This window comes from Pseudoalteromonas sp. L21 (genome assembly GCF_021728035.1).
Taxonomy (GTDB): domain Bacteria; phylum Pseudomonadota; class Gammaproteobacteria; order Enterobacterales; family Alteromonadaceae; genus Pseudoalteromonas; species Pseudoalteromonas arabiensis.
Map to the genome: position 1 here is coordinate 12824 of NZ_JAKKCV010000009.1, position 25827 is coordinate 38650.

Consider the following 25827-nt stretch of genomic DNA (forward strand, 5'->3'; position numbering starts at 1 on the left):
AAGCGTCCTTTTAAAGCCTTTTTTTAGCTTATCGAGTTATGTTTTATTTGCAAGCAAGCTGCGTCAAGCGAGCGGTAAATGGCGTTTGGTAAATGCTTGCTTTAATACCACCGTCGATTCGATATTAGCGATGCAGTTAATACTGCCTAATTTATGTTTCACAAAGCTTTCATAGCTTTCTAAATCAGCAGCAATAATCTTGAGTAGATAATCATAACTACCAGAAATAACAGAGCACTCAAGCACATGTTCAAGCTTCTCAACTTGTTGTTCAAATTGCTCAGCAGCGGCAACTGAGTTTTGGTTTAAGCGAACAAAGGCATACACAGAGACATTTAAATCAACCGCTTTAGGATTGATGGCAGCATGGTAACCACTGATCACATTTGCTGATTCAAGTTTTTTAATGCGGCGTAGGCAAGGGGTATCTGACAGGCTAACCGAGTGTGCCAGCTCTGAGACAGAAGTTCTTGCATTATCTTGTAGCGCATTAAGTAATTGTTGGTCTTTTTTGTCTAATTTCATTTTAATTTGAGTGATTTTCACTAATCTAGATGGATTCTAGCCTATATTTTGGCGATTAGCACTCATTGAACTCTGTTAACATTATCGCAATATAATTATTTTGGAGTGAGCCTGTGACTGAGAACACCAAGGCATTTGATAGCTGGCTTCGCACCCGTTTTGTTGAGCTCAATAGCGAACTAGAAAAACTATATTGGCAGCAAGACGATAAAGCGAATGTAGAGGGTGTCGGTGAGCACTTTAAACGTCAATTAGAGCAAGAAGGTAATGAGCATATCCGCACCTTACTAGCAGAGGGCAATACCGATGAAGGGTTTGACAACGCCTTTGATTTGTTGGGTAATGTTGGTCTGTATATGGCGGCATGCCGTCGACATGAGATCACTGAGCCTTCTCGTGAAACAAGCTCACCCCTTGTAGAAGCCTCTGCGCTGGCAATGCATATTGGTGCATCTATTGGTGTTACCCCACGTTTTGCAACGGCGCATTTAACCACGCACAATAAAGCGGTTGATGGTGTGTATAAGCGCTTTACTGACCTTGAAGATGAGAAAATCTTTATTGATTACAATACCAAGGGTATTTTAGCGTATAAGCGTGCGGCCGATGCTTTATTAAAAATTCAGCCGTTAGGTATATCGCACCCTATCGCGGCTGACTTACTGGCAGTAGCAAAGCAAGCGCTACTTGATGTGATTGAGTCAAATAATACGCTATACAACAAGCTCGACACAGACCGCTTTTTTTATTGTGTACGCCCATATTACAAGCCGTATCGAGTAGGTAAAGAGGTATATCGAGGTGCGAATGCCGGTGATTTTGCGGGCATTAATGTCATCGATTTATTACTTGGCCTTTGTTTTGCCAATGAACCGAGCTACTCGCAAATGTTGGTGGATAAATTCTTGTATATGATGCCTGAAGATCAGCAAATTTTGCGTGAAAGCATGCGCATGACAAGCATTATGGATGACTTTTTAGCGGCAGAAGCTGAGCGCGATAGCGAATGGTTACAAACTAACTTAAAGCTGTTTATTCAAGTGTGTAAATTGCATGGTGATACTGCAATTGGCCACCATAATCAATTGGTTAGTAAATACATTGCGCAGCCTTCACAGCAAATGCAGCAACAACATATGGATAAAGTCACAGCCAGTGGGCCGCCTTTGCATGTGCTACTTAACTCACTTGAGCAGTTAAGGGATCGTCGTGCGGCAGCAAAGCGTGATGATATTCGCACTCGGTTTGATGATTTAACTAAGTTAAAACAGTGGATTAAGTAATGAACAAAGACGATTTTGTAATTCCACAAGGCAGCTATTTGCTTAACCACTCTGTTGGGCGACCATTGAAATCTGCTGAGCAGTATTTTCATCAGCAGTTTTTTGCAGCTTGGCAAAATGAAAATAAAGAACCATGGCAACAGTGGCTACAAGGTATTGAGGCGTTTACAAATAGTCTCGCTAAATTATTCAACTCACAAAGAGAGTTGTTTTGCCCCCAAGTGAACTTATCGAGCGGTTTAACCAAGCTCTTGATGTCGCACCCGCGACTTCAGCAAGAAAATTGCAAAGTGTTGATGGCCGAAAGTGACTTTCCAAGTATGGGTTTTGCAATGCAAAAAGCCCTACCTGAAAGTGCTGAAATTGTGTTTATTGGTAAACATGAAGATTTAACCGATGCGCAGGTTTGGCAGTCATATTTAGCGAATAATGAGATTGATTTAGTCTTTATTAGCCATGTTTATTCAAACACGGGCCAACAAGCGCCTATTCACGAAATTATAAATATCGCGAAGCAACACAGCACATTGAGTTTACTTGATATTGCGCAATCTGCGGGGATTTTAGAAGTCGACTTAACTAAGCTTGATGCCGATTTTATGTTGGGCTCGAGTGTAAAATGGCTATGTGGTGGGCCTGGTGCTGCTTATTTGTGGGTTAACAGCAAGCAGCTTTCATTTTGTCAGCCACAAGATGTTGGCTGGTTTTCTCATCAAAATCCGTTTGAATTTGATATTAAGCACTTTGCTTACCATCAAACCGCGTTGCGCTTTTGGGGTGGTACACCTTCAGTGGCGCCTTATATTTTGGCTTCGCATAGTATTAATTATTTTGCAGAGCTTGGTATTGAAAAAGTACGCGCACATAACTTAGCAATGCTCGCACAGTTTCATGATCAATTAGCTGATTATATGCGTTCACCAATACAGGCTGACAAATGTTCTGGAACGGCTATTATGCATTTTGGCGAGCAACAAGCGGCTGTTAAAGCTGCGCTTATTGCAGCGAATATTGCGGTTGATGAGCGTCATTTAGGCTTAAGGGTCTCTGCTCATATTTACAATGATCAGCAGGATATCGATACTTTTATCACGACTGTGAAAAGCGCTTTAAGTTGAGGGCTTGCCTGGCCTTTGCTTTGACTGAACGCCAATGGGTCATTGGTTTTTCGGGGACCAGCGCTAAAATTTGCTCAAAGTCGATGTCATCAATACTGACTTCGTTACTGTGAGCAAACATAATTCGTTTGGGTTGCAGCGTTTTAAGCATCAGCAAAGAGTTTAAATACAGCTTTGGGTAAAAAACAGGAAAGGGGGGCACGAGCTGTCCTTTTACTTTTACCAATAAATCAGCAATATAAATTCGCTCACTAGGAATATGGTACAGACTAATATCTCGGTCGGTATGACCTGGGCTATGTAGTGCTTGCCAATCCTCAAAGCCGGGTAGGGTTGCATCTGCCCCAAGGTAATAATCAGCATCTAGATGGCGGCTGTACCAAAGGTTGTGACGTTTTTTATTTAACCTACCAGCGACCCACCAAGCCAAAGCGATATCGGTTAAGTGCATTAAGAAACCATCAATGCCTCTATACCATTGTCCTGGGGCATTTGACGTGGCTATTTTAGCACCGCTTAACTTTCTTAATGCATGTGCTCCACCGGCATGATCTGGGTGCATATGGGTCACCACAACAAGCTTTAAGTCAGTGACAGGGCGCTTGAGTTGCTCGGTAATATAGTCAAAAACAGTATTCACATCAGCACGGCAACATCCATCAAGCAGCATTAATTTATCTTGATATTCAATTAAATAGATATTTTGAATATAACCCTCGAGCGTATGAATTTGCAAAACGATTGATCCCTAAACTTAATCAGCAAATCAGTTATATCATGTCTGACCAGTTTTGGTAAGCTAAGCTAATTGGATTGTGTGTCTCGCTCTTTGAGCTGCTTTTTGCTTTCTTCTAGCTGTGCTACTTGCTTTTCTAGGGTGGCGATTTGGCTTTTATAGTAAGCGTTAATACGTTCGCTTTGTTTGCTAATAGCATCGTCAATGGACGCTGCACCTAACCTGTTTGCCGCATCTTGCGTCATATTTTTGAGTTTATCGATGCGCTCACTTTGTTGTTTTTGTAGTTCTTTGAGCTCTAATTGGAGGCGGTCTATTTCGCGATCGGCTTTTTGGATTTTTAAATAATCCTCAACACTTAAGTCTGCTGGTTTTTGCGGCTGCTCTGTGGCTGGGATTTGATTACTTGCTGGTGGCGGTGCAATTTTCACGATTGCTGCATCTTTACCACAAGGCTGCTCGGTAAAGGTGGCAACCCCGTCAATCATACACTTATAAATAGTGGCTTGACTGTTGGCGCTGGCAAATAGAGCAAGAGTCACAAATACAAAACGAAACATAGCATCACTTTGTGTAGCAAATAGATACTTAGCATGCATGAAATATAATGAGGTGTGCAAGTTTTTCGGGCATAAAAAAACCGCTTAAAAGCGGTTTTTAATAATAAAATGGTGGAGAAGGAGGGATTCGAACCCTCGATAGAGCTACAAACCCTATACTCCCTTAGCAGGGGAGCGCCTTCGGCCACTCGGCCACCTCTCCAGCGCATAATTCTGATTGTAATTTGCTGAAATAAATCAACAAATAAAAATAAGTGGTGGAGAGATAGGGATTTGAACCCTAGAGGGGCTACAAACCCCTGCCGGTTTTCAAGACCGGTGCATTCGACCACTCTGCCATCTCTCCACATCGTGATGCGAGAATAATACTTAGCTGAATCGGCTGTGTAAATAGGAAAAAGTTTGTTTGCTTGTTTTTTGAGCGTAAAGAGAGGGTTTTTTGTAAAAAGGTTTAATTATTTGCTGTTTTTAACTTAAAAGAAGGGGGTTGGGGCAGTAAACGGAGGAGCTAAAGAAGGATCTTCATTAGTGGTTGGGTGTTTACTGCACCGATAAAGTAACCATGGTTGGGGGTTACTTGTGTTGTACTGCGCCGCCAAGTGCTAGTTTTTTTCCGTAACGGTTTAACTTAGCAAGCATTTTTGCTTTTCTGTTAGTTGGTTTTACGGCAACATGAGTTGCTGCACTTTGATTGAGTGTATTAATCGGGTTCATTACTTTGCTCCAAGTTGTGTTTGGTTGAAAACATGGGTATTTTGCAACCAAACTGGACAAAAATAAAACGATAAAAATTGAGTCTATCGGATAACTTTTTTTAATCCGAATCTGCTTTATTAACAATGCGTTAAGTTTTCTTTTTTGCTATGGGTTGCATGGTTATGCAAGGTGTTTTTTTATTAACTTCAGGTATATAAAGAGTTTTTGTTTTATGTTGTTTTGTTTATGCGTTTTTAAATTTATAAAGTGACTAAATATTCAGATTAATATAATTTGAATGGGTGGCTATTTTTGCCCTGTCTGAAAAGAAGTAATCGCTGATGTTGATAATAATAAAGCCAAGCGACAAAAAAAATCATAAAAACAGTGTTGATTGGTTAATAAAAGAATGTAAAAAAAGACAGATCGAGCCTGAATTGTATTTAACCACAGGCAAGTTTGAGAATGATTGCGCTGATATTGCGCTTTTGGCTAAAAACCAAACTCAAGTCGTGGTGATTGGTGGTGATGGAACTTTACACTTAGCTGTTAATGCACTCATAGAGAGTGATTGTTCAATTGCGTTAATTCCTGCTGGCACAGGTAATGATTTTGCTCGAGGCTTTGCGTGTAAACAACAGGCTTGGTATGAAGCCGTTTTTAATAGCCGTACAGAGTTAATCGATATTGGGCAAATAAACCAGCGCTATTTTATTAATGTAGCGGGAATAGGCTTTGACGCTGAAGTGGTGGCTCAGCTAAATAAGACTGAAAGCTATGGTTCATTCGGCTATATTTGGCAGGGTGTAAAACAGCTGTTTTCATTTCAGGCTAAACCTCTACACGCTGCGTTTAATGGTAAAGCACTCAACTACAGTAACTTAGTGACGATATTTGCCAATCATCAATATTTCGGTGGTGGTTTAAAAATCGCCCCAAAAGCACAGCTAAATGATGGTCAGCTTGACTGTTACTGCATGCCCGCAGATGGTTTGCTGAAAAACCTGCTCAGTTTTGTGTATTTACTACTGGTAAAGCATCATAGTTTGAAAAGGCTAGAATATTCACAACTAGTCAGTGCAGAAGTAACCACCCCTAGACAGCTTATTGAGGCAGATGGTGAGCTGGTGGGCTATACGCCTGCGAAGGTCAGTATTCACCCGCAAGCACTTCGTTTTCATGTGCCATAAAAAAGCGCTGGCAAAATTTGCCAGCGCTTGGTGTTAGAGGCGACATAGTCACTTCTAACTGGGGACGGAGCCTTTTTGCTGAATACTGCGAGCAGCAAAAAAAGCTTTAATCTGTTTTGTCGGTGTTAGCACAATGGCATTGCCAAATAAAACTAAGCTAAATCCGATAAAGGTGTTCGCTTGCCATTCGAATCCTTCAAATAAGGTACTTAGTACTACTGCAACCAGTGGGAATAATACGATCACATAACTTGCCCGTTCTGGGCCGATATTTTTTAGTAGTGCAAAATAACAAGCAAATGCTATAACTGTACCGAACACAGCTAAATAGAGCAGCGACACCCAATAACTTGTTGGAGCATTCAAGGTAAGCTCTACATCGCTTACTAAAACATAAGCAGCCAAGCCTAAAGCGCTATATAACATACCCCACGCGTTGCCTTGTAGTACGCCAATATTACGCTGAGAGTTTCGAACACTGACCATATTTCCCAATGAAGCCACAAAGGTTCCTGATAGCGCAAGTAGTAACCCGACCAACGCACCATTACTCAAGTTGAATTGCTGAATTTGTGGCCAAAACAAGCTAGCAATCCCCATCACTCCAAGAAGTGCACCAAAGTAAATTCTCTTGGCGATAGGTTTGGCAAAGAATAACCGTGTATTGATGATATTCATCAATAACAGCATGGAAAAAGCAATCGATGCCATGGCTGAAGTGAGGTAATTTTGTGCCCAATATAAAACAAGATAGTTTAAACCAAAGTTGAATAATGCCAGTAAAGCGAAAAAGCTATGATCACGCAGTGAATATTGCATAGGTAGCTTTTTTATCAGTACGAAAGCCCACATTAAAACGGCTGCAATAGCAAAGCGATAAAATAAGGAGATTTCAACGGCAACATCGCCTAGTTGAAACTCAATCGCTAGCCAAGTTGACCCCCAAATTAGTACCGTGACAAGGTAAAGAGCGGCACTTTTCATAGTTAGTACTCAAAAGTTTAAAGTATGTTCATTTTAGGCCTCTTCTGTATACTTAACATATACAGAAAACTAAAAATATAACCTATACAGTTTGGTGTCCGATGTCACAAGTGATCAGTCGCAGTAATAGTGAGTTTTTATATCAACAGGTGATTCAGCTAATAAGAGATCTTTGCTCACAAGGGTCGCTATTACCTGGAGAGAAGTTACCGTCGCTGAGAAAAATGGCTGATAAGTTAAATGTAAGTATCCCAACAGTGAAACAAGCTTATCAACTTTTAGAAGGGCAAGGGTTGATAGAAGCCAAAGAAAAGTCAGGATACTTTTTAAAGTCTTCTCAATTAAATCAATCGCGGCCGAAACGAGTGAAGCTAAGTCGCGAGCCAATGATGGTGAATAAGCAAGGCTTGATTGAGCAAGTTTATAGTGCCATACATAAAGCCAATGTTGTGCCATTCGGTATTGCAAACCCTATTGCAGCAGCACCTACAGATAAAGCGCTAGCACGAACAATGCGACGTGTAATGACACTGGCTGGCGCATCGGCAATTAACTACGGCCCAATGGATGGGTTTGCACCGTTGAAAAAGCAATTGATCCATCGCTATTTAGACTTTGGTATTGGTGTTGATAGTGATGAATTGGTGATCACCAATGGCGCACAAGAGGCATTGGCAATAGCACTTAAATGTGTCGCTAAAGCTGGCGATATCATCGCCATTGAATCACCTTGTTATTTTGGCATTATTGAATTGATTGAAAGCTTAGGCTTAAAAGCGTTGGAAATCCCGCTGTGTCCTGATGAAGGGATTTGGCTAGATGACTTGGCGCAAGCACTCGATGAGCATGATATCAAAGCGTGTGTTTTTTCAACGTCGTTAAATAACCCCGTTGGTAGTTTTATGCCAGAGACTAAACGCGAGCAGTTAGTGACTCTTTTAGAAGAGCGTAACGTTGTGCTCATAGAAGATGATGTTTATGGCGATCTACATTTTACTGCTAAACGTGCTACGCCAGCGCAAGCTTATTCAAAAAAAGGCTTAGTGATCACCTGTGCGTCGTTTTCAAAAACGGCTGCACCAAGCTATCGTATTGGTTGGATCATTGCGGGCAAGTTTGCAGAGCAAGCAAGGCGTTATAAACGTGCTCTGAGTTGCTCTGCGCCACTCATTAATCAATGGACTCTGTATGAGTTTATCGCCAGTGGTGAGTACGATCGTAATCTGCGTTTGTTGAGGCAGCGCTTGAGTACAAATAAAGAACGTATGATTTGGTGCTTACAGCAATATATGCCAAGTTGTGCGCGCATTAGTAACCCGCAAGGTGGCTGTGTGATTTGGATTGATCTTGGGGGGCAGTATGATGCGGTAAAGTTATTCCATTTAGCGTTAGAGGCGGGGATCAGCATTACTCCAGGGTTAATATTTTCAGCAGGTAAAAAATACCGCAGCTGTTTTCGCTTAAGCTATGGTTTACCTTGGTCTGAGCATTTAGAACACGCAATTAAAACCTTGTCACAGCTCACAGTATTAGCCAAAAAATAAAAAGCGCAGAGCAGGCTCTGCGCAAAACCAAGTGCGTTGGTTCAGGGATATCTTACTCAGCATGCTGTTTAAATGTGAACAGCTGGTACTCTTTTAATTCAGGTACTAAAGCGACGAGCTCTTGCTCTTTATGGGCAATATCTGCAAAACTGCCACAGAGTGCATCGGCACGCTCTTCTAGTTGTGCGGCTTGAGTTTCTACGCGTGCTTCGATTTGTTCACCCATGTTTTCCATGCGCTGTTCAAAAGCATCCATATCACCACCTGAGCCGATTAGTTCAGAGCCAAGAGCAACTAAAATACTGCCCATTGATTGCATCATGGCTGACTCAACCGCTGATTCGATTTGCTCATCAAACTGATTTTCAAAGTTTTGGCCAAACTTTTCGAAATTTTGCTGACCCATAGTGAATGCACCTTGTTGATAGAAAGCGTTCTGCACTTCTACGCTGATGTCATCCATTAATTCAGAGATGTCGTTTAGGCCGTCAATGTTAAAAGCATTAGCAACTTCTTCGATTGCTACACCTGCGATTTTTACCCCATCAAGCGCGATGTTTGCCACCTCAGGGAGTTGGCTGCGTAAGCTGTCGGAATAAGCGGCAATAGCCGCTTGTTGTGAGGCATTGAGTGATACGCTTTCACCATCAATATATAAATTATTTTGGTTGATGATTTTCATAGTACGATTATCGGCTGTGTAAACTTCTAATTCGCTTGGCGTGATACGAACATCATTTTTAAATTCAACATCGCACTGCTCACCGCTAAATGAAATATTTGTATCATTATCGTTATGAGCCATAGCCGTTGTGGCGATAAATAAAGAACTTGCTAACAATAACTTTTTCATTTTTTTCTTTCCTGTTTGAAATGACAAAATTTAGTAATCAAATAGAGTGCCAAACTTTTAAAGTTATTTAATATCAATAGTTTGCTTGTTTTTATTTATTTTGGGAAAAGAAATAGAAATAAAATTTTAACCATTTTTTGGTCAAATTAACCAAAAAATTCATATGCATAAATGAGTTTTATCGAAACGATAAAAAACTCTCACTTTTCAGAAATCGAATTTAGCGCTATTTATTCACAATATTGACATATCACCTATTTAGCATGGGGGTATGGCTTTATTTTGGTAGTTTTTAGGTACTAAATTACTACTGAGCTTTTTAAACTTTGCTAATTCATGGAACAAATTTAGAACCGTTGAATTGGTCTCAAACACTTTATGGAGTGGGTTGTGGGTAAGACATTTAGTTATGACGCGCTAGATGACGATTTTGTTGAAGACGAGTACGAAATGGTCGGGCGTAATCAACACGACAAGAAAAAGCAACGCGTTAAGAAGAAGTTGGAAGACTATCTTGAACAAAAACGCTTGCGAAGAAACTTAGGTGAAGATGATTTTGATGATTATTTGAACGACTAAGTATAAATTTAGATAAAGAGGCGCTGCGCCTCTTTATTGCTTTTTGACGTACGTTTTATTTATGTAATGCCGCGACAATGGTTGATTCTATTTGTTCTGGTTTTGTTAGTGGTGCAAAGCGTTTAATGGCTTTACCATCTTTGCCAATTAAAAACTTGGTAAAGTTCCATTTTATTTTGCGGGTGATAAAGCCTGGCAATTCGGACTTTAGATGTCGAAAAACGGGGTGTGCGTGTTCGCCGTTTACATCAACTTTGCTCATCATTAAAAAGCTGACACCATAGTTGATTAGACAGCCCTCTTTTATTTCTTTAGCATCACCAGGTTCTTGCTTACCAAATTGATTACAGGGAAAACCTATAATGACTAAGCCCTTATCATGGTATTTTTCATGTAGCTTTTGGAGCCCTTCATACTGTGGAGTAAAACCGCACTCACTGGCTGTGTTTACCACGAGCACAACCTTATTTTCAAAGTCAGAAAAGTCGATAGTTTGGCCTTGAAGGCTAGTAGCAGAAAGTTGGTAAAATTCGCTCATAATGATAACTTTTTATTATTGTTACACTGATTCTAACGTGCTTGAGATTTTTCTAAAAGCGTAAATTTTAATCAGCGAATGCATCGGTTAAATGCTCTATCAATAAACGTACGCGAAATGGTAATAGATCTTTACGAGGGTATACTAGCCAAGATGCATTATCGCTGACTTGAAACTCATCAAGTACACTTACTAATTGGCCATTATTCAAATAAGGTTCAACAATATCTAGAGCAAGGTGTGCAATACCAACACCCGCAACAGCGGCACTTAAAATAGCTTGTGGGTGGTTGCTACGCCAATTACCATCAATGCGAACCTCTTTAATTTGATTATCAATATTAAATCGCCAGCGCTTTCGCATAGTAATTAAACAATTATGCTCAGTGAGATCAAAAGGTGTTTTAAGATCAGGGTGATTAGCTAAATACTCTGGGCTTGCAACGAGTGTCATTACGCGTTTACAGAGTGGTCGTGCAATTAAATTTGAGTCTTGCATTCTGCCAAAGCGAATGGCTAAGTCAAAACCTTCTTCAACTAAGTTAACGTTACGACTATTAAAGTCGAGATCGACTTCAACCTCAGGGTAGCGTTTGACAAACTCTGCGACTTTGGGAGCGACTTGGTTTGCTACAAATTCACCTGCGCCAGTAATACGTATTAGGCCTTTTGGTTGGCGTTGTTCACCCTGTAGTTGGTTGTTTGCATCAATCAATTCTTGGCGTATTGCTTTTAATTTTACTGCGTATTCACGCCCTGCATCAGTAAGGTTGATTTTACGTGTGGTGCGTTGAAATAATACCGAACCTAAACGACTTTCCAACTGTTGTACTTGCCGACTTATATGTGAGGTTGATACTTCCATAGCCTTGGCTGCATGTGTAAAGCTGCCATGCTCAACGACATATAAGAATTCTTCCAAGCCTTGCCACATTTTCGATCCTTAGGGTGCTGCATCAAATTAAGACTATTTTATGCTGATTATTGTTGCATGTCTGCAAAAGTGATTATTTATTTTCATCCTTTATCCCTATATGAAAATAACTACAATAGTCGTGTCACTGATTAATACTCACAAATATGAGAGCGTAAGCATGTTAAATTTTAGCTTTGAGAATCCAACCAAAATTCATTTTGGTGAACAACAAATCAAAGAGATTCAAAATGAGATCCCAAAAAATGCCAAAGTACTAGTTACTTATGGCGGCGGCAGCATTAAGAAAAATGGTGTGTATGATCAAGTTAAAGCTGCATTAAGCGAGCATACTTGGTTTGAGTTTGCCGGTATTGAACCAAACCCTAGCTACCAAACATGTATGAAAGCAGTTGAACTAGTCAAAGAGCAGCAAATTGACTATATCCTCGCGGTTGGTGGTGGTTCTGTGGTTGATGGTAGCAAATTTATCGCAGCTGCAGCTGAGTTTGTTGGCGAACCATGGGATATTTTAGCAAAAGGCGCTGAAATAAAGTCAGCTGTGGCACTTGGCGTTGTTTTAACCTTACCTGCCACGGGTTCGGAATCGAACACCTTTAGTGTGGTATCAAACTTAGAGACGCAAGATAAACTGCCGTTTGCCAGTGAGTTTGTGCGTCCTCGTTTTGCTGTGCTCGACCCTGCTGTGACATTCTCATTACCTGAGCGTCAGATAACGAATGGTATTGTTGATGCGTTTGTACACACAATGGAGCAATACCTAACATATGATGTGGGTGCCAAGTTACAAGATCGCTTTGCTGAAGGGATTTTAATGACGCTTATCGAAGAAGGCCCTAAAGCATTCTCTGAACCCGATAACTATCAAGTGCGCGCTAATATTATGTGGTCAGCGACGATGGCACTCAATGGCCTAATAGGAGCTGGCGTCCCGCAAGACTGGGCAACTCACATGATAGGTCATGAAATGACTGCTGTGTATGGTTTGGATCACGCACAAACATTAGCGATTGTATTACCACGTATGATGGCAGAGCAAAAAGACACTAAGCGTGACAAGTTATTGCAATATGCTGAGCGAGTATTAGGCCTTGATATTAAAGATGAAGATTCAGCAATTGATAACGCGATAGCTGCAACAAAAGCATTTTTCCACAGTGTTAAAATGCCAACTCGTTTAAGCGATTACGAGTTGGATGAAAGTGTTGCCGATAAACTTGTGGCTCAGCTTGAACGTCATGGTATGACGGCTCTTGGTGAGCGCGAGCAAGTTACGCTTGAGAAAAGCCGCGCGATTTTACTTGCAAGTGTCTAACTTAAGATTATAAATAATCCCATCCCTGCCAGTGTTGTGTAGTAAATATTGTGTGTTTTATAAGCCACAATAACGGCTATGACTGCAGCACTTAGGTAGGGATTTTGCCAATCTAGATTTATCCCTTCGTCATTAATAAACACAATGGGTACCCAAATTGCAGTAAGTACTGCAGGGGCACTAAAACTTAAAAATTGCTGCATTTTCGGGCCGACTTTAAACGGTAGCGCACGGTGTAAAAATAAGTAACGGGTGAAGAAGGTGATACACGCCATCAATAAAATAGTCATCATCATTGTACGTGCTCCTCTTTTGCTCTCCAGCGACTAATTACATAACCCACCGTCATAGCGATAAGGGCCGCTGTGACTAGCCACAGTTGAAAGCCTTGGCTTTTCAATAGCGTTGCGACAGCACCTGCGGTGATCACGGTCGCTAAGGTAGCAAGGTTCTTTACGCCAGGAATAACTAAAGCAATAAAGGTGGCTGCGATGGCAAAATCAAGGCCAAGATTTGTTAAATCGGGGAGTAAGCTTCCCGCGACTATGCCTAGCAGGGTCCAAATATTCCACGCAATATAAAAACTAAACCCAGCACTTAAAGCATAAATAAGGCGTACTTTTGTTCGATAGGCTTTGCGATGGTGTGAGAAAGCAAATAATTCATCAGTGAGAACAAAACTAACAGGAAGTCGCCAACGAAAAGGCTGATCGATGACCTTGTGGCGCACTGCTAAGCCATATAAAAAGTGCCGTGAGCTAATAATGAGTGTGGTAAACAAAATAGTTAAAAGCGGTGTATTGCCGGCTATTAATTCTATGGCGACCAACTGCGCAGACCCCGCAAATACCAGTAACGACATTGCTTGTGTTTCAAATGCGCTAAAACCATTTTGAATTGCTAAAGAGCCACATAAAATCCCCCAAGGTAACACCGCAAGGCATAAGGGGAGCATGTCGAAAAATCCTTTTAGCAAGGCTCTTAGAATGGGTTTTTGCATCTTATCGCTCTTGTTTGTTGTTATGGCTCAGATCAAAACACCTATTATTGGAGTGTGTCAAAATCGTCGAAGTTTGCAATAATATACATTTCTTAGGGAGGGTTACAATGTCTAAAGTCAAAGTATGGGATGGCTTTATAAGAAGTTTCCATTGGTTGTTGGTTGCGGCTATCGCGACACTTTATTTTAGTGCCGAAGAGGGCATGCTTGAGCTGCACTTTGCAGCAGGGTATTTCACCCTTGCATTGCTAGTTACTCGTCTTATCTGGGGTATTATTGGTAGTAAAACTGCGAGGCTATCAGCACTTATTCACTCTCCTGTTGCTGCGATTAAGTCGTTCACGAGTAGTGAACATAAAGCGGGTCATGGTGCGGCTGGTAGCTATATGGTGATAGCCTTTTTTGCTCTGCTTATCGTGCAGTTAACTTCTGGCTTAATGACGAGTGACGATATATTAACGGATGGTCCGTTAGTAGCGCATGTATCCTCAGATACCGTGGAGTTTGCAGGTTGGTTGCATCATCTTAATTTTGATATTTTGTTGTATGCCATCGTATTGCATGTTTTGGCGATTGTTATTTATCGTATAAAGGGTAAGAACTTAGTAAAGCCTATGCTTACGGGCAGTAGCGATCAAATCTCAGCCACGGAGCCTGTGACTAAATCACCCGTTATCGCATTCGTTATTTTTGCCGTGTGCTTAGTGTTGCTATTTACGACTTGGGGGGCAGAGCCACTCAGTTATCTGCTAGGGTAGCTATCTTAAGGCATTAAAAAAGGCGCTAATAAGCGCCTTTTTAGTTTAAGTTTTAATTAGTCTTTGAATGATTTATGGCAATCTTTACAACCTTTAGCCCACGCGCCGAATGCTTTACCAATCACTTTTTGGTCGCCACTTTGTGCAGCAACAGCTAGTTCGTCAGCATACTGTTGGAAAGCCACTGCTTTTTTCATGAAGGTTTCGTTGTCACTCCAAACAGCTGCAAGTGCAGATGTATCGCCCTTATCAGAACCCGCTACGAAAGCTTCCCAAGGCATTTTTGATAGCGCAGCTGCATTGTTTGCACGCATCTGAAAACGTTCTGCATCAAAAGGTACTTTTCCTTTTAGCATATCGCCCATGTCACCAATTTGTACGCGGATCATTGAAAATGCAGCTTGGCGGTATTCGATAGCGTCACTTGGCTCTTCAAATACAGAGTCTGCCGATGCGCTAAGTGCCATAGTCGACAGTATTGTACCTAATACTAATTGTTTTAATTTCATTCCTTTTGCCCCTTAGATGTCAGAAAGATAAATTAACCGAGTTTTATCTCAGCTAAATAGATTATTCAAGTGTAATGCGGTTAATCTTAACTTAAGTTTAATCTAGGGCGTATTTACCTTTGTAGATTAAAATTTGTTCACTCTAGGGGCGATTTAATCGCGGCGCGAGATTTGTAACCTAGTGGACTAAGTAAAAATCGAGCAACAAAGAGTTAATCGCCCCTAGGAAGAACCCGAAGGGCAGCGCGTGTTTGGCATTGATGCTGCGTTATCGCCTATTTATGTGGAGCAACCACACTACATAGGCTCTGCCTTGCCAAAATACCAAACACACTGCTGCAAAATTAATCATAAAAGGTCAATACGCCCTAATCATTTATATCAATATCTGCGAAGATCATGCCACGGCGCATACTTCGTGTTGCTAAGAAAACTTCACCTAGCAATGATAAAAAGGCAAAAATCAGTAACGCCATTGCAGCAACAAAGCAGCTGGCAATCGTCACACTTAAGTTAATAGATTGAATGTGTGAGAGAAACAAACACATGACCACAGCACAAACGAGTAGGGCACTAAGCACACTTAAGCTAAATGCAATATGGATGCAGCGCGAGCGTTTCAGCAAGGCTCTTAATTCGGTCGTTAACGAGAGATTAAAGTCCTCATCAGTACTTACTTTTAGCTTACGCTCAAGCTGTCTTGCGCGGTCAGTAATGCGTGCAAGGCGATTAGATAAAACCCCTAGTGTTGCCGCAATACCAGTAATTAAGAAAACGGGGGCTACGGCTGTTTGGATTACCTTTGCCATCGTTAAAATGTTAATGACGTCTGAGTTCATTTTATCTCGCCTTGCGTTTAAAAAGACAATATTCGTTTACAAACATTTACAACTTACTGTTTTTTATAAAAATATTTTAAAAACAATGGGTTTGAAATAATGTTGTGTCTATTTTTGTGGTTATTGTAATCATAGTGTAATTATTTTGTTGTTCCTGTTTGTCGTCCCGTTTTATATTGATGCCGAAACTCAGTTTCAATCACTGTCAAAACGATAACATAACATATCCTAGGGGACCCTATGTCAAATAATCTAATAAAAAGAACGACAGTTGCACTCGCTGTGGCAAGTGCGATGTGCGCAAGTGCTCAGGCAAATGATTTTGCTAAGTATAACTTAGCAGGAAAAAAACTAATTAAGCCAGTCGCTGTTACCAAACAAGAACGAAACGTAAAAGGTGAGGCAACAAGTTGGTTGGTTAAGCTAAAAGCCCCAGCAGCCATTAGTGCAAAAACTATGGGGGCTGATATTGCTTCAGTACAAGCGGTTGCTAAAACAGCGCAAGCATCTGTAGAAAGCTCTATCGAGAGTATGGGGTTACCTGTACACGTTGTAGCTAAAACATCAACGCTTGTTAGTTCTGTAGTTGTCAATGGTAGTAAGCAAGATGTCGCCATGCTTTTATCGAACCCTCAAGTCGAAGAGATATACCCTGTTTATGACTATGAGCTACATGTTGCGGATAGTGCTGATTATATAGAGGCAACACCACTTGTCTCGAATGGTCTAGCGACAGGTGAAGGTGTTCGTGTTGCTGTACTTGATACCGGTATTGATTATACCCATACGGCATTTGGCGGTGAAGGTACCGATGCAGCCTATGCGGCAGCGACGGCAGATCCAACAAGCGTTGATTGGCCACAGGGTAAAGTGTTAGGTGGCTATGATTATATAAATAATGATGCTGATCCGATTGATGTAACAACTAACCATGGTACCCATGTATCTCACTCAGTGAATGGTATTGCGCCTAATGTGGACTTATTTGTTTACTCTGTTTGTGCGGCTAATTGTCCTGGCTTAGCGCAATTACAAGCATTAGAAAGCGCAATGGACCCGAATGGTGATGGTGATATCTCTGACCGTGTAGATGTAATTAATATGTCTTTAGGTGGTGATTATGGTGATGTTGCCAATGATGCTGTGGGCTTATTTATAAATGAGGCTGTAAAGCTAGGCACAAATGTTGTTATCTCTGCTGGTAATGATGGTGCATATCCATTTATTGTTGGTGGTCCTAGTACAACTGAAAATGCACTTTCAGTGGGTGCAATGACTCACCCTACTGAACCTGATAATGTGTTTAATAATCTTGTAAATGGTGTCCAAGTTGAAACAGGTCTTGCTTCATTTGGTAACACGGATGCGTTTGAATTGACCAGTGAAGACTATGAATTGGTTCACCCAAGTGATAACGCAACGGCATGTGTGGACTTTGCTGAAGATATTGATTTCACAGGTAAAGGCGTCATTATTGATCGTGGTGCATGTGGTTTCTCTGCGAAGGCATTGCGAGCACAGCAACGCGGGGCTGCTTTTGTCATTATTGCAAATAATGCTGAAGGAAGCGCACCTGGCATGGCTGCAGGCCCAGAGGCAGACCAAGTAACTATTCGTGTACTATCTGTAACTCAAGAAGTCGGACGACAGTTAAAAGAGCAGCTAGCGGCAGGTGAGCAGCCTGAATACCAATTTCAACTTGAAAAGCTAGTTCTTACAGGAGCAATAGCTGATTTTACGTCTCGTGGTCCATCAATGGGAGGCTTACTTAAGCCAGAGATTACTGCCCCTGGTGTGAATATAATGACTGCGCAGCCTGGACTTGGTGATGGGTTAACTGGCGTATCAGGTACATCTTTCTCAGGACCTATTACCGCAGGTGCTGTGAGCCTCTTAAAAGAAGCACAACCAGAGCGCAATGCGTTAGAGCTTAAAGCGACACTAATGAATACAGCAAATTTAGATGTCACCATGGAGCCTCGTGCAATAAACCCAGATGCTGAACTTGCTCCAATTAGCTATATCGGCGCAGGCTTAGTTGATGTTAATAAAGCTGCTAACTTACCTGTTGCTGCATGGGCTGCTGATACTAAGCAGGCGGCACTTTCATTTGGCCTAGTTAACGCTTCTGAGACTGTTGAGCTAACAAAAACTATTCAAGTTAAAAACTTCTCGAACGAAGTGAAAGTATATTCGTTATCACTTGAGCAGCGTTATCAAAATGACATAGAGCGTGGTTCATTCTCATTAGAGTACCCTGAAACCATTACCGTGCCTGCTGGTCAAACAATGTCATTTGATGTGACGGCAACAATTGACCCTGCTACGTTGCCTGAATGGACATTGACAGACGATAATATTGGTTCGCAAGCGACAACAGCAGATCTAACCAACTTAGAGTTAGATGGTGCGTTAGTTTTCTCTGATGGCGGCGAGCCTGCTTTCCACTTGGTCTATCACGTATTACCAAAAGCGAATGCTGCCATGAGCTTTACACCCGTTGAAACTGAAAGTGGTGTAGCACATCAGTTGACTAATACAGGCGCGACAACGTTAAACCCCGTTTTTGCACCAACAGTGATGACTGATGAGATTGATGAAGCGCATCGCTTTGATCTAGTCGGTGCATCGATTGAAACATTCCCAGTAACCGCTGATATCTGTGAAAGTGGTTATGTGACTTTAACAACGGTTATTTTGAATGAGGGAATTACCCATTCATACGTCGCGGGCTTAATGGCTGACTTTGACCTTGATCAAGACGGTACATACGATGTAACAGTACAAAATGGTAAGCTTGAATGGTTCTTTGATGACATAGAGCCAGGCACAGCAATCACTTTCACTCATGGTTATGGCAGTTCGTCTGGTCAGTTGGATAATATCTTTCAAATTATCGGTAATAATCATCTAACTTTACAAAGCTGTTTAGACGCATTTGGTTTAACAGCGGATGATCTAGGCAATGTAACTGCAAATGTTCGTTTTAGAACAGAAGAAGAGTTGTGGACACCACTGGCAACAAACCAAGGTGATGTTGCAATGGGAACTTATACATTCAGTGATGCGTCTGAAAATGTCTACGCGGCTTTAACAGATGAAGCGGGGAATGCCGTCAGTTCATTAGCGCCTGGCGAGTCTGCAACTATGTTTAATGCAGGAGCTGATTTCTTAATTTTATCTGACTCAGGTTCGCAAGCATATGTTGCTACTCCGCAAAGTGATGCTAACACCTCGCCTGTTTTAGCGGATGCTGAGTTCTCAGTGGATGAAAATGCAGAGAATGGTACGGTAATTGGCACCCTAGAAGCTAGTTTTGGTGCAGACCTTGCTAACCCTATTTCTGAGTTTATTGTTTTAAGCTCTACTTCTACAGCTGTTTCAGTCACTTCCGAAGGTGACGTTGTCGTGATGCAACAAGAAGTCTTAGATTATGATGCAGGAATGACCGCCATTGAACTTGAAGTGGTTGTCAGTGATAAGTCTGGCAATATCTCGGAGCCCGCCATGGTAACTGTACTTGTTAATAACCTTGCAGATGAAGCATCGGAGATGCCAGTAGAACCTGCGCCTTCAGCAAATAGATCGCGTTCATCGGGTTCACTTGCATGGTTAGCTTTGTTAGCTGCGCCGTTTGCATTTGTGCGTCGTCGTAAGCAAAAGTAGATAATCAATACGTTTATATAAAGGGAGCTGCGGCTCCCTTTTTACATTGCTTCACAAAGCCTACTTATATCAGGAGTTAATTTTACTTATATTAAAGTCGGGATAAAAAAATAACTCAGGAACCCTATGAAAATTAGTCACTCTCTTTACTTGTTAGCTATACCACTTGCTATCGTTGCGGCGTGTAACAAAATACCGAGTTCTGTAAACGAGTCCAGCTCATTTTCAGCTGCAGATAAAGTAAACACCTTGGCACCTGTAGCCAAAAAAATACCTCATGAGATGACTATTCACGGTGATAGCAGAGTTGATAACTATTATTGGATGCGTGACGATACTCGCACCGACCCACAGGTTCTTGCCCATTTAGCAGCTGAAAATAGTTATGTAGAAAAAATGATGGCTCATACAAATGCTTTACAAAATAAGTTATTTGAAGAGTTGAAAGGACGTATTGAAAAAGATGATGAATCAGTACCCATAAAAAAGGGAAGCCATTATTATTTTTCACAAACTCATGGTGATAATGAATACCCTGTTTATATACGAAGTACTGATAAGCAAGGACAGCATCAGCAGGTTATTTTAGACGTAAATAAGCTTGCTAAAAATCATGATTATTTTGCAATAACAGGACTTGATGTAAGCCCAAATGGTGCTTTATTAGCCTATGGTGAGGATACGTTGAGTCGGCGTATATACACTATAAAAATTAAGGATTTGACAACCAATCAATTATTGCCGGATACAATTGAAGGCAGCGAAGGTGATGTTGTTTGGGCGAATGATAATAAAACCTTTTATTATATTAAAAAAGACCCGCAAACCTTATTGGGATATCAAGTTTTTCGGCACAGGTTAGGCACGTCTCAAGCGGATGATGAGCTCGTATATGAAGAGCTGGACATGAGCTATTACACCAGTATTGAGAAGAGCAAAGATCACCAAGAGATTTATATCAAGCATAGTAGCACGAGTGCTTCTGGGGTGTCGGTTATTGATGCAAACGATATCAGTGCCATGCCAAAACGTTTAATTCCACGTGAAACAGGACTCGAGTATGACATTAAGAAATTAGGTGACTGGTATTACATAGTCACTAATTTAAATGCCGTAAACTTTCAGTTAATGAAAGTGCATCGTGAACAAGCTCAGGATAAAGCGAAGTGGCAAACGCTGATTGCTGGGCGCGAAAATATAAAGCTGGAAAGTATTGAGTTATTTAATCATCACTTGGTATACGAAGAGCGCACAATGGGGCAGACCTCTTTAATTATTCGTGATTTACGTGATCAGCAAGAACAAGTGATTGCCTTTAAGGATCCGACATATACGGTTTCTAGCTATGGTAACTATGAGCTAGATAACCCTAACTTACGTGTTTACTACTCAAGTATGACCACGCCAAGTACAAGTTACGATATTAATTTAGAAAACGGTGAAAAAACGCTTCTCAAGCAGCGCAAAGTGTTAGGTGACTTTAATCCAGATAACTATATATCTGAGCGGGTGTATGTGACAACGCGAGATGGTGTCGATGTACCTGTGAGCCTCGTTTATCGTAAAGATAAGTTTGATAAAAACGGTACTAACCCGTTATTACAGTATGGCTATGGTTCGTATGGTGCGACGATGGATCCGAGTTTTTCGAGTTCGCGACTAAGCTTGCTTGATCGCGGTTTCGTGTTTGCAATTGCACATATCCGCGGTTCACAAATGCTCGGGCGCCCATGGTACGAAGATGGCAAGTTGTTACACAAGAAAAACACATTTAACGATTTTATTGATGTGACAGAATCTCTAGTTGCACAAAAGTATGGTGACAAAAATAGCATTTTTGCCATGGGGGGCAGTGCAGGTGGCTTGTTAATGGGGGCGATAGTAAACCAAGCGCCAGAACTTTATAAAGGAGTGATTGCAGCTGTTCCTTTTGTTGATGTTGTAACAACGATGCTTGATACCAGCTTACCGCTCACGACCAATGAATATGATGAGTGGGGTAACCCAAATGATAAAAAGTATTATGACTATATGTTGTCATATTCACCTTATGATCAAGTGAAGCAACAAGCCTATCCAAATATGTTGATCACAACGGGGCTACATGACTCACAAGTACAATATTTTGAACCGGCAAAATGGGTGGCTAAATTGCGTGAGCTGAAAACGGACAACAATGTATTGTTATTCAAGACCGATATGGAAGCAGGACACGGTGGTGCGTCAGGGCGGTTTAAAAGTTTAGAAGATACCGCACTGTATTATGCGTTTATGCTTGATTTGGCAGGTATCAAACAATAATCAATATACGCACCAGTGGGTGATTCGACCTTAAACTGGTGCATGCTTCGTTAAGTTAAAGCGAAATTGGGTCCCCTTACCCAGGGTACTGTGTACTTCAATATCACTATTCATTAGTTTAAGTAGCTGTTTGCAAATAGCTAAACCAAGTCCACCTTGGCCTCGTTTAATACTATTACGTGCTTGGTAGTGAGGTTCGAAGATTGCCGTTAACTCATCAGCGTGAATGCCTACACCCGTGTCAGAGACTGAGACAAATACTTGTTCGTTGAGTTGAGACACTTCTACAGTGATTAATCCTTTAGAGGGGGTATGGCGTATCGCGTTTTCTATAAGGTTAGTCAGTACACGCTCTAGTTTGGCAATATCTGCTGTCACTGGAAAGTCACAAATTTTGGGAGTGACTTTTATTATCACCCCAGCTGCTTCAGCGTTTAATGCTAATTTGGCGACACAGTCGTAAATTAATTCGCCAAGATTAAACGTTTCCGTTTTTATCTTTACTTGGCCACACTCTAAATTAGCCAGTTCAAAAATTTGTTCAATTAACAACTTTAATTGCTGGCAATTATCCATTGCAAGGCTGAGATAACGTTGTTGCTCGTGCTCACTCAGATGGGGGTGTGGTTTTTTTATAACCTCAAGAAAACCATGTAATGAAGCCAGTGGCGTTCTTAAATCGTGTGATAAATGAGTAAGTAATTCTCGGCGTTGTTTATCGATTTGCTGCAAAGATTTAAATTGCTCATCAATACGAGATAGCATGCCATAAATTCCCTTACTTAAGTTGCCAATTTCGTTATTCCCCATATAGCTCGGACTAAGCGCCATTTCTGTGAGGCTGTAGTTGGCTGCTTTTATTCGGCTGACCTCTTTATTTAATTGCTTAAGTGGTGAGGTGAAAAAGCGAAATAACAACAACATAGTGATAAATAGCGCGACCATAGCTGCTACAAACCACATTGCCCCTAGCCAAACTGGGTTATCACGTTTGACCTCGTTCAGCGTTGCATCAAAAGCTTGACCACCAATGATCATATACAAGTAACCTTGTAGCTTTTGTTGATTGTAGACAGGTGCAGCAGAGAATATTTTTTGACCTTCAACGTTACGCGGGTCGTCACCATAAATAGGTGTAGAGCTAGGCTGTGCAATTAACTTTTTTATTGGGCTTAGGCTTATTTTCTGTCTCACTACTTTGCCTGGTTTGGCCGAATAGGTCAGCAAATTACCTTCAGGGTCTACAAAGTAATATTCGAAAGCAGGTCCCAACACCATTAAGGTATGAAATAAGTTTTCTAACGCTTTATAGTCATACACACCTTGTTTTATTAATGGATTATCGTTTACAAGGTGCTCAGCGAGGTGGATGTGTAATTGCTGCTGTGCTTGGTGCTGAGAATGTTGTTCAAGCTTTTTACTCCAATTAAATATAAGCGCACACAACAGGCTAAAAATAATGACGAGTGACCAAGCTAGTTTTTGGTAAAGGGTCATCGAAAACATCATTGTATATTTAACTGCCCTGGATTTAATCTATAACCGACACCCCATACTGTTTCTATAAATAGAGCACGATGGTACTGTTCAAACTTATTGCGAAGGCGATTGATATGGGAATTAACGGTATGCTCGTAACCACTGTGTTGGTACCCCCAAACTTGATCAAGTAGCTGCTGGCGGCTGAAAACATGGTTAGGATGCTTTGCAAAGTGTACCAGTAAATCAAACTCTGTCGCGGTTAAGTTGACGGCTTGATTTGCTAAGTAAGCTTGATGACTCGAAAACTCTATGTGTAAGGCTCCGAGCTGAAGTTGTGCTTCATCGGGTTTCTTTTTTATAGAGGATTGAGCAATAAGTAATTGTTCTCGGTGACGTAATTGAGTTTTTACTCTCGCTTGTAATTCTCTTGCAAAAAACGGTTTACAAATATAGTCATCTGCACCCATTTCTAAACCAATAACTCTATCCATGTCACTGCTCAAAGCGGTAAGTAAAATAACCGACACTGTGGGGTAGTGTTCTTTAATTTTGCGGCATAAACTTAAACCATCCATTTGCGGTAAATTTATATCTAATATAACAAGCCCATAATCATTGCTTGCTAGTTTTTTTAATGCTGATTCAGCAGAATCGGCTTCATCAATATGTAAATTTAGGTTGCTAAGTTGAGTTATTACAAGTTGACGTATAGCACGGTCATCTTCAACAATTAAAAGTTTTTCTGGGCGCATAGTCTTGTCCAAATCGCTAAGGCACTTCCTTATGCCCTTAGCGCAAGTGAGTGCTATGTTATTGCGTCCGCGTAATGACAACTTGAGTCAATGGGTTATCAAACTTATGTTGACTACTAAGTACAGAGCTACTTAGACCATCATGTTGACTAACGACACCTGGGTGCATAGCCACATAGTTAACATCATTACGCTCTTCATTAAACCCTTCGCCTGAATCAGCTGGTCCAGGAATTGTCCCTGCGGCTTCTGAATTAGCCTCTGTTCCAGCATCATAAGCAAATGTAGTAAAAGTCAGCGCTTCATCGACAGCTAACGAAGACACATCTATTGCATTAAGACCGGTAAATGCATCATTTGTATTCACCAGCATGGTTGCTAAGCTTATTTTTAATGAATCTAGTTGCTCTGTTGTGAGTGATAATGTTACCTGACTACCTGGCGGTAGAGGCGCATCGGCAGATGCAACTGCGGTTGCAAAATCAACCGCTAATAGGTCGCTGTTGTTTCCTCCTTCGGCCATTACCTCAAGCGCTGTCGATGCAGGGCTACCAATTTCCCAAAGCATGTTTTCGGTATGAGAAATCACAGCAATTGGCGATAATGGTTGTGCAGCAGTTAAGTTACTTACTTGTATTGTAAATTCGTATGTAACGACTGGGCTAACAACGGGAGGTGACACGACTTCAGGTGGAGTCTCTGAGCGATTATTATTTGAGTCACCACAGGCCGCGAGGCTGGCGCCGAGCGCAATGATGATCAAGCTTTTTGTTAAACGAAGCATAATAGCTCTCCTACTTAACCGTTACTGTCAATTTAGCAACTGGGTTTAACCATCTGTGTACTGTGTTATCAAGGTCACTAATACCTGCTTCAAGATCATCATCACCTAAGTTACCAGGATGAATATGTACCATTGTGTTGCTTTCACTGCTTGTGACACCACTACCGCCTGTGCCTGCATTTCCGCCTGGTGCGGCAGGAATACCGGGAACGCCCAAAGCCCCTGAGCCTTCAACAACGCGTTCATCATTTGCTTCAGTGCCTGCATCATAGCCATTTAGGTAAATAGTGTAAGTACCTGCTTCGGTAGGTATTTTCCAGCTATTCAAGCCGACAAACCCATCATTTGTTGGCAACAACATGGCTGTTAGAGATAAGTAGTCGTTACCTTCTGTTGTTGTTAGGCTTGCCATTGTCGATGCGGCCGGAGCAAGTAACCCTTCTGCTGGGTTGGCAACCAGATCGCTATTAGCGGCTGTTGCTTCATCAACAAGAGGTGCAATGTTGCCACCTTCAGCCATTGTTTGTAGCGCTGTAGATGCTGGCATTGCGACTTCAAAAAGTGATGTATCACCGCTGTGGGCTGTAATCAGAATAGGTGTAAAATGAACACCTTGAGTGAGGTTTGTTAGTTTGATATCCAGCTCAGCTGCTTGGCTCGTGAAGCTAGAAATTGCTGTTGCAGCTAGCAAAGTTAAAGATAAAGTTTTCATTATTTGTTCCTGTTTTTGACTGTTCAAAAACAGTATCAAATAGCAATATCATAAAAGCCTCACGAAGTTATCACTTTTTTATCACAGTAACGAAGTGGGGTGAAAACAGCGGGTTAAATCGACTCATAGGTATATTAACTAGGCAAATATAACGCTATAGTGAAGGTGA

25 protein-coding genes and 2 tRNA genes are annotated in these 25827 nt (G+C 41.3%); 9 read left to right on the forward strand and 18 right to left on the reverse strand.

Going from position 1 to position 25827, the window contains the following annotated elements:
- Positions 1-63 precede the first annotated feature (63 nt).
- Positions 64-525 (reverse strand): Lrp/AsnC family transcriptional regulator, encoded by a 462-nt coding sequence (locus tag L3V41_RS18940; protein WP_062569435.1) that lies wholly within the window; start codon positions 523-525, stop codon positions 64-66.
- 113 nt (positions 526-638) lie between these two features.
- Here L3V41_RS18940 and L3V41_RS18945 point away from each other — a divergent pair, with 113 nt between their 5' ends.
- Positions 639-1808 carry a monodechloroaminopyrrolnitrin synthase PrnB family protein gene (locus tag L3V41_RS18945; protein WP_062569436.1) on the forward strand — a complete coding sequence of 390 codons (1170 nt, stop codon included), beginning with the start codon at positions 639-641 and terminating at the stop codon, positions 1806-1808.
- Positions 1808-2926, forward strand: a complete 1119-nt coding sequence (locus L3V41_RS18950) for an aminotransferase class V-fold PLP-dependent enzyme (protein ID WP_062569437.1) — start codon at positions 1808-1810, stop codon at positions 2924-2926. The genes L3V41_RS18945 and L3V41_RS18950 overlap by 1 nt, the downstream gene beginning before the upstream one ends.
- Here the strand turns inward: L3V41_RS18950 and L3V41_RS18955 are convergent.
- From L3V41_RS18955 to L3V41_RS18975, 5 genes are all read right to left on the reverse strand, one after another.
- Positions 2898-3662, reverse strand: coding sequence for an MBL fold metallo-hydrolase (locus L3V41_RS18955; protein WP_062569438.1), 765 nt, complete (start codon positions 3660-3662; stop codon positions 2898-2900). The two genes, L3V41_RS18950 and L3V41_RS18955, sit on opposite strands and share 29 nt — an antisense overlap.
- Positions 3663-3730: 68 nt before the next feature.
- The gene (locus tag L3V41_RS18960) at positions 3731-4222 is read right to left on the reverse strand and encodes a DUF4124 domain-containing protein (protein ID WP_193988090.1); all 492 of its coding nucleotides are present in this window, start codon (positions 4220-4222) and stop codon (positions 3731-3733) included.
- Positions 4223-4331: 109 nt separating this feature from the next.
- Positions 4332-4424: transfer RNA gene (locus L3V41_RS18965), tRNA-Ser, on the reverse strand.
- Between the two features lie 53 nt (positions 4425-4477).
- Positions 4478-4568: transfer RNA gene (locus tag L3V41_RS18970), tRNA-Ser, on the reverse strand.
- A 227-nt stretch (positions 4569-4795) separates the two neighbouring features.
- Positions 4796-4936 (reverse strand): hypothetical protein, encoded by a 141-nt coding sequence (locus tag L3V41_RS18975; protein ID WP_165381466.1) that lies wholly within the window; start codon positions 4934-4936, stop codon positions 4796-4798.
- 323 nt (positions 4937-5259) lie between these two features.
- Here L3V41_RS18975 and L3V41_RS18980 point away from each other — a divergent pair, with 323 nt between their 5' ends.
- Complete coding sequence (locus L3V41_RS18980) at positions 5260-6108, forward strand: YegS/Rv2252/BmrU family lipid kinase (protein ID WP_062569440.1); 849 nt, start codon at positions 5260-5262, stop codon at positions 6106-6108.
- 54 nt (positions 6109-6162) lie between these two features.
- Here the strand turns inward: L3V41_RS18980 and L3V41_RS18985 are convergent, their stop codons facing one another.
- Positions 6163-7092, reverse strand: coding sequence for an EamA family transporter (locus L3V41_RS18985; RefSeq protein WP_062569441.1), 930 nt, complete (start codon positions 7090-7092; stop codon positions 6163-6165).
- 110 nt (positions 7093-7202) lie between these two features.
- Here L3V41_RS18985 and L3V41_RS18990 point away from each other — a divergent pair, with 110 nt between their 5' ends.
- Entirely contained in the window at positions 7203-8636 is a 1434-nt protein-coding gene (locus L3V41_RS18990; RefSeq protein WP_193989012.1) for a PLP-dependent aminotransferase family protein, read from the forward strand.
- Positions 8637-8688: 52 nt separating this feature from the next.
- Here the strand turns inward: L3V41_RS18990 and L3V41_RS18995 are convergent, their stop codons facing one another.
- Positions 8689-9489, reverse strand: a complete 801-nt coding sequence (locus L3V41_RS18995) for a YggN family protein (protein WP_193988093.1) — start codon at positions 9487-9489, stop codon at positions 8689-8691.
- Positions 9490-9879: 390 nt separating this feature from the next.
- Between L3V41_RS18995 and L3V41_RS19000 the strand changes: the two genes are divergently transcribed.
- Positions 9880-10068, forward strand: a complete 189-nt coding sequence (locus L3V41_RS19000) for a hypothetical protein (protein WP_083515317.1) — start codon at positions 9880-9882, stop codon at positions 10066-10068.
- A 55-nt stretch (positions 10069-10123) separates the two neighbouring features.
- Here L3V41_RS19000 and L3V41_RS19005 read toward each other — a convergent pair whose 3' ends face one another.
- Positions 10124-10606: a glutathione peroxidase gene (locus L3V41_RS19005; protein WP_130150266.1), complete on the reverse strand. Its 483-nt coding sequence runs from the start codon at positions 10604-10606 to the stop codon at positions 10124-10126.
- A 67-nt stretch (positions 10607-10673) separates the two neighbouring features.
- On the reverse strand, positions 10674-11540 hold the full coding sequence (locus L3V41_RS19010; RefSeq protein ID WP_237128296.1) for a LysR family transcriptional regulator: 867 nt from the start codon (positions 11538-11540) through the stop codon (positions 10674-10676).
- A 160-nt stretch (positions 11541-11700) separates the two neighbouring features.
- On the opposite strand from L3V41_RS19010, the gene L3V41_RS19015 reads away from it, so the two are divergent.
- Complete coding sequence (locus tag L3V41_RS19015; RefSeq protein WP_237128297.1) at positions 11701-12855, forward strand: iron-containing alcohol dehydrogenase; 1155 nt, start codon at positions 11701-11703, stop codon at positions 12853-12855.
- Here L3V41_RS19015 and L3V41_RS19020 read toward each other — a convergent pair.
- Together L3V41_RS19020 and L3V41_RS19025 are read right to left on the reverse strand one after the other, a co-directional pair.
- The gene (locus L3V41_RS19020) at positions 12852-13151 is read right to left on the reverse strand and encodes an AzlD domain-containing protein (RefSeq protein ID WP_237128298.1); all 300 of its coding nucleotides are present in this window, start codon (positions 13149-13151) and stop codon (positions 12852-12854) included. The two genes, L3V41_RS19015 and L3V41_RS19020, sit on opposite strands and share 4 nt — an antisense overlap.
- Positions 13148-13855 (reverse strand): AzlC family ABC transporter permease, encoded by a 708-nt coding sequence (locus L3V41_RS19025; RefSeq protein ID WP_062569448.1) that lies wholly within the window; start codon positions 13853-13855, stop codon positions 13148-13150. Before L3V41_RS19025 ends, L3V41_RS19020 begins: the two co-directional genes overlap by 4 nt.
- Before the next feature lie 107 nt (positions 13856-13962).
- On the opposite strand from L3V41_RS19025, the gene L3V41_RS19030 reads away from it, so the two are divergent.
- The gene (locus L3V41_RS19030) at positions 13963-14613 is read left to right on the forward strand and encodes a cytochrome b/b6 domain-containing protein (protein WP_062569449.1); all 651 of its coding nucleotides are present in this window, start codon (positions 13963-13965) and stop codon (positions 14611-14613) included.
- A gap of 56 nt (positions 14614-14669) precedes the next feature.
- Here the strand turns inward: L3V41_RS19030 and L3V41_RS19035 are convergent, their stop codons facing one another.
- A complete protein-coding gene (locus L3V41_RS19035; protein ID WP_062569450.1) occupies positions 14670-15122 on the reverse strand; it encodes a cytochrome c in 453 nt (150 codons plus the stop codon).
- A gap of 368 nt (positions 15123-15490) precedes the next feature.
- On the reverse strand, positions 15491-15961 hold the full coding sequence (locus L3V41_RS19040; RefSeq protein ID WP_062569451.1) for a DUF2721 domain-containing protein: 471 nt from the start codon (positions 15959-15961) through the stop codon (positions 15491-15493).
- 240 nt (positions 15962-16201) lie between these two features.
- Here L3V41_RS19040 and L3V41_RS19045 point away from each other — a divergent pair, with 240 nt between their 5' ends.
- Both L3V41_RS19045 and L3V41_RS19050 read left to right on the forward strand, forming a co-directional pair.
- Positions 16202-19627 carry a S8 family serine peptidase gene (locus L3V41_RS19045; RefSeq protein WP_237128299.1) on the forward strand — a complete coding sequence of 1142 codons (3426 nt, stop codon included), beginning with the start codon at positions 16202-16204 and terminating at the stop codon, positions 19625-19627.
- A gap of 126 nt (positions 19628-19753) precedes the next feature.
- Complete coding sequence (locus L3V41_RS19050) at positions 19754-21928, forward strand: S9 family peptidase (protein WP_193988108.1); 2175 nt, start codon at positions 19754-19756, stop codon at positions 21926-21928.
- Positions 21929-21958: 30 nt separating this feature from the next.
- Here L3V41_RS19050 and L3V41_RS19055 read toward each other — a convergent pair whose 3' ends face one another.
- The 4 genes from L3V41_RS19055 to L3V41_RS19070 are packed head-to-tail and all read right to left on the reverse strand — an operon-like array spanning position 21959 to position 25658.
- Positions 21959-23425: a HAMP domain-containing sensor histidine kinase gene (locus tag L3V41_RS19055; protein ID WP_237128300.1), complete on the reverse strand. Its 1467-nt coding sequence runs from the start codon at positions 23423-23425 to the stop codon at positions 21959-21961.
- 8 nt (positions 23426-23433) lie between these two features.
- Entirely contained in the window at positions 23434-24162 is a 729-nt protein-coding gene (locus L3V41_RS19060) for a response regulator transcription factor (RefSeq protein ID WP_062569454.1), read from the reverse strand.
- A 58-nt stretch (positions 24163-24220) separates the two neighbouring features.
- A complete protein-coding gene (locus L3V41_RS19065) occupies positions 24221-24946 on the reverse strand; it encodes a spondin domain-containing protein (RefSeq protein WP_062569455.1) in 726 nt (241 codons plus the stop codon).
- A gap of 10 nt (positions 24947-24956) precedes the next feature.
- Complete coding sequence (locus tag L3V41_RS19070) at positions 24957-25658, reverse strand: spondin domain-containing protein (RefSeq protein ID WP_237128301.1); 702 nt, start codon at positions 25656-25658, stop codon at positions 24957-24959.
- Positions 25659-25827: the final 169 nt, after the last annotated feature.

What these genes read in the sequence shown, in the direction of transcription:
- L3V41_RS19015 (WP_237128297.1), top strand. Translation starts at nt 11,701, where the DNA reads ATGTTAAATTTTAGCTTTGAGAATCCAACCAAAATTCATTTTGGTGAA.
- L3V41_RS19030 (WP_062569449.1), top strand. Translation starts at nt 13,963, where the DNA reads ATGTCTAAAGTCAAAGTATGGGATGGCTTTATAAGAAGTTTCCATTGG.
- L3V41_RS19020 (WP_237128298.1), bottom strand. Translation starts at nt 13,151, where the DNA reads ATGATGATGACTATTTTATTGATGGCGTGTATCACCTTCTTCACCCGT.
- L3V41_RS18950 (WP_062569437.1), top strand. Translation starts at nt 1,808, where the DNA reads ATGAACAAAGACGATTTTGTAATTCCACAAGGCAGCTATTTGCTTAAC.
- L3V41_RS18995 (WP_193988093.1), bottom strand. Translation starts at nt 9,489, where the DNA reads ATGAAAAAGTTATTGTTAGCAAGTTCTTTATTTATCGCCACAACGGCT.
- L3V41_RS18940 (WP_062569435.1), bottom strand. Translation starts at nt 525, where the DNA reads ATGAAATTAGACAAAAAAGACCAACAATTACTTAATGCGCTACAAGAT.
- L3V41_RS18985 (WP_062569441.1), bottom strand. Translation starts at nt 7,092, where the DNA reads ATGAAAAGTGCCGCTCTTTACCTTGTCACGGTACTAATTTGGGGGTCA.
- L3V41_RS18980 (WP_062569440.1), top strand. Translation starts at nt 5,260, where the DNA reads ATGTTGATAATAATAAAGCCAAGCGACAAAAAAAATCATAAAAACAGT.
- L3V41_RS19045 (WP_237128299.1), top strand. Translation starts at nt 16,202, where the DNA reads ATGTCAAATAATCTAATAAAAAGAACGACAGTTGCACTCGCTGTGGCA.
- L3V41_RS19005 (WP_130150266.1), bottom strand. Translation starts at nt 10,606, where the DNA reads ATGAGCGAATTTTACCAACTTTCTGCTACTAGCCTTCAAGGCCAAACT.
- L3V41_RS19065 (WP_062569455.1), bottom strand. Translation starts at nt 24,946, where the DNA reads ATGCTTCGTTTAACAAAAAGCTTGATCATCATTGCGCTCGGCGCCAGC.
- L3V41_RS19070 (WP_237128301.1), bottom strand. Translation starts at nt 25,658, where the DNA reads ATGAAAACTTTATCTTTAACTTTGCTAGCTGCAACAGCAATTTCTAGC.
- L3V41_RS19010 (WP_237128296.1), bottom strand. Translation starts at nt 11,540, where the DNA reads ATGTGGCAAGGCTTGGAAGAATTCTTATATGTCGTTGAGCATGGCAGC.
- L3V41_RS19025 (WP_062569448.1), bottom strand. Translation starts at nt 13,855, where the DNA reads ATGCAAAAACCCATTCTAAGAGCCTTGCTAAAAGGATTTTTCGACATG.
- L3V41_RS19035 (WP_062569450.1), bottom strand. Translation starts at nt 15,122, where the DNA reads ATGAAATTAAAACAATTAGTATTAGGTACAATACTGTCGACTATGGCA.
- L3V41_RS19060 (WP_062569454.1), bottom strand. Translation starts at nt 24,162, where the DNA reads ATGCGCCCAGAAAAACTTTTAATTGTTGAAGATGACCGTGCTATACGT.
- L3V41_RS19050 (WP_193988108.1), top strand. Translation starts at nt 19,754, where the DNA reads ATGAAAATTAGTCACTCTCTTTACTTGTTAGCTATACCACTTGCTATC.
- L3V41_RS19055 (WP_237128300.1), bottom strand. Translation starts at nt 23,425, where the DNA reads ATGACCCTTTACCAAAAACTAGCTTGGTCACTCGTCATTATTTTTAGC.
- L3V41_RS19040 (WP_062569451.1), bottom strand. Translation starts at nt 15,961, where the DNA reads ATGAACTCAGACGTCATTAACATTTTAACGATGGCAAAGGTAATCCAA.
- L3V41_RS18960 (WP_193988090.1), bottom strand. Translation starts at nt 4,222, where the DNA reads ATGTTTCGTTTTGTATTTGTGACTCTTGCTCTATTTGCCAGCGCCAAC.
- L3V41_RS18975 (WP_165381466.1), bottom strand. Translation starts at nt 4,936, where the DNA reads ATGAACCCGATTAATACACTCAATCAAAGTGCAGCAACTCATGTTGCC.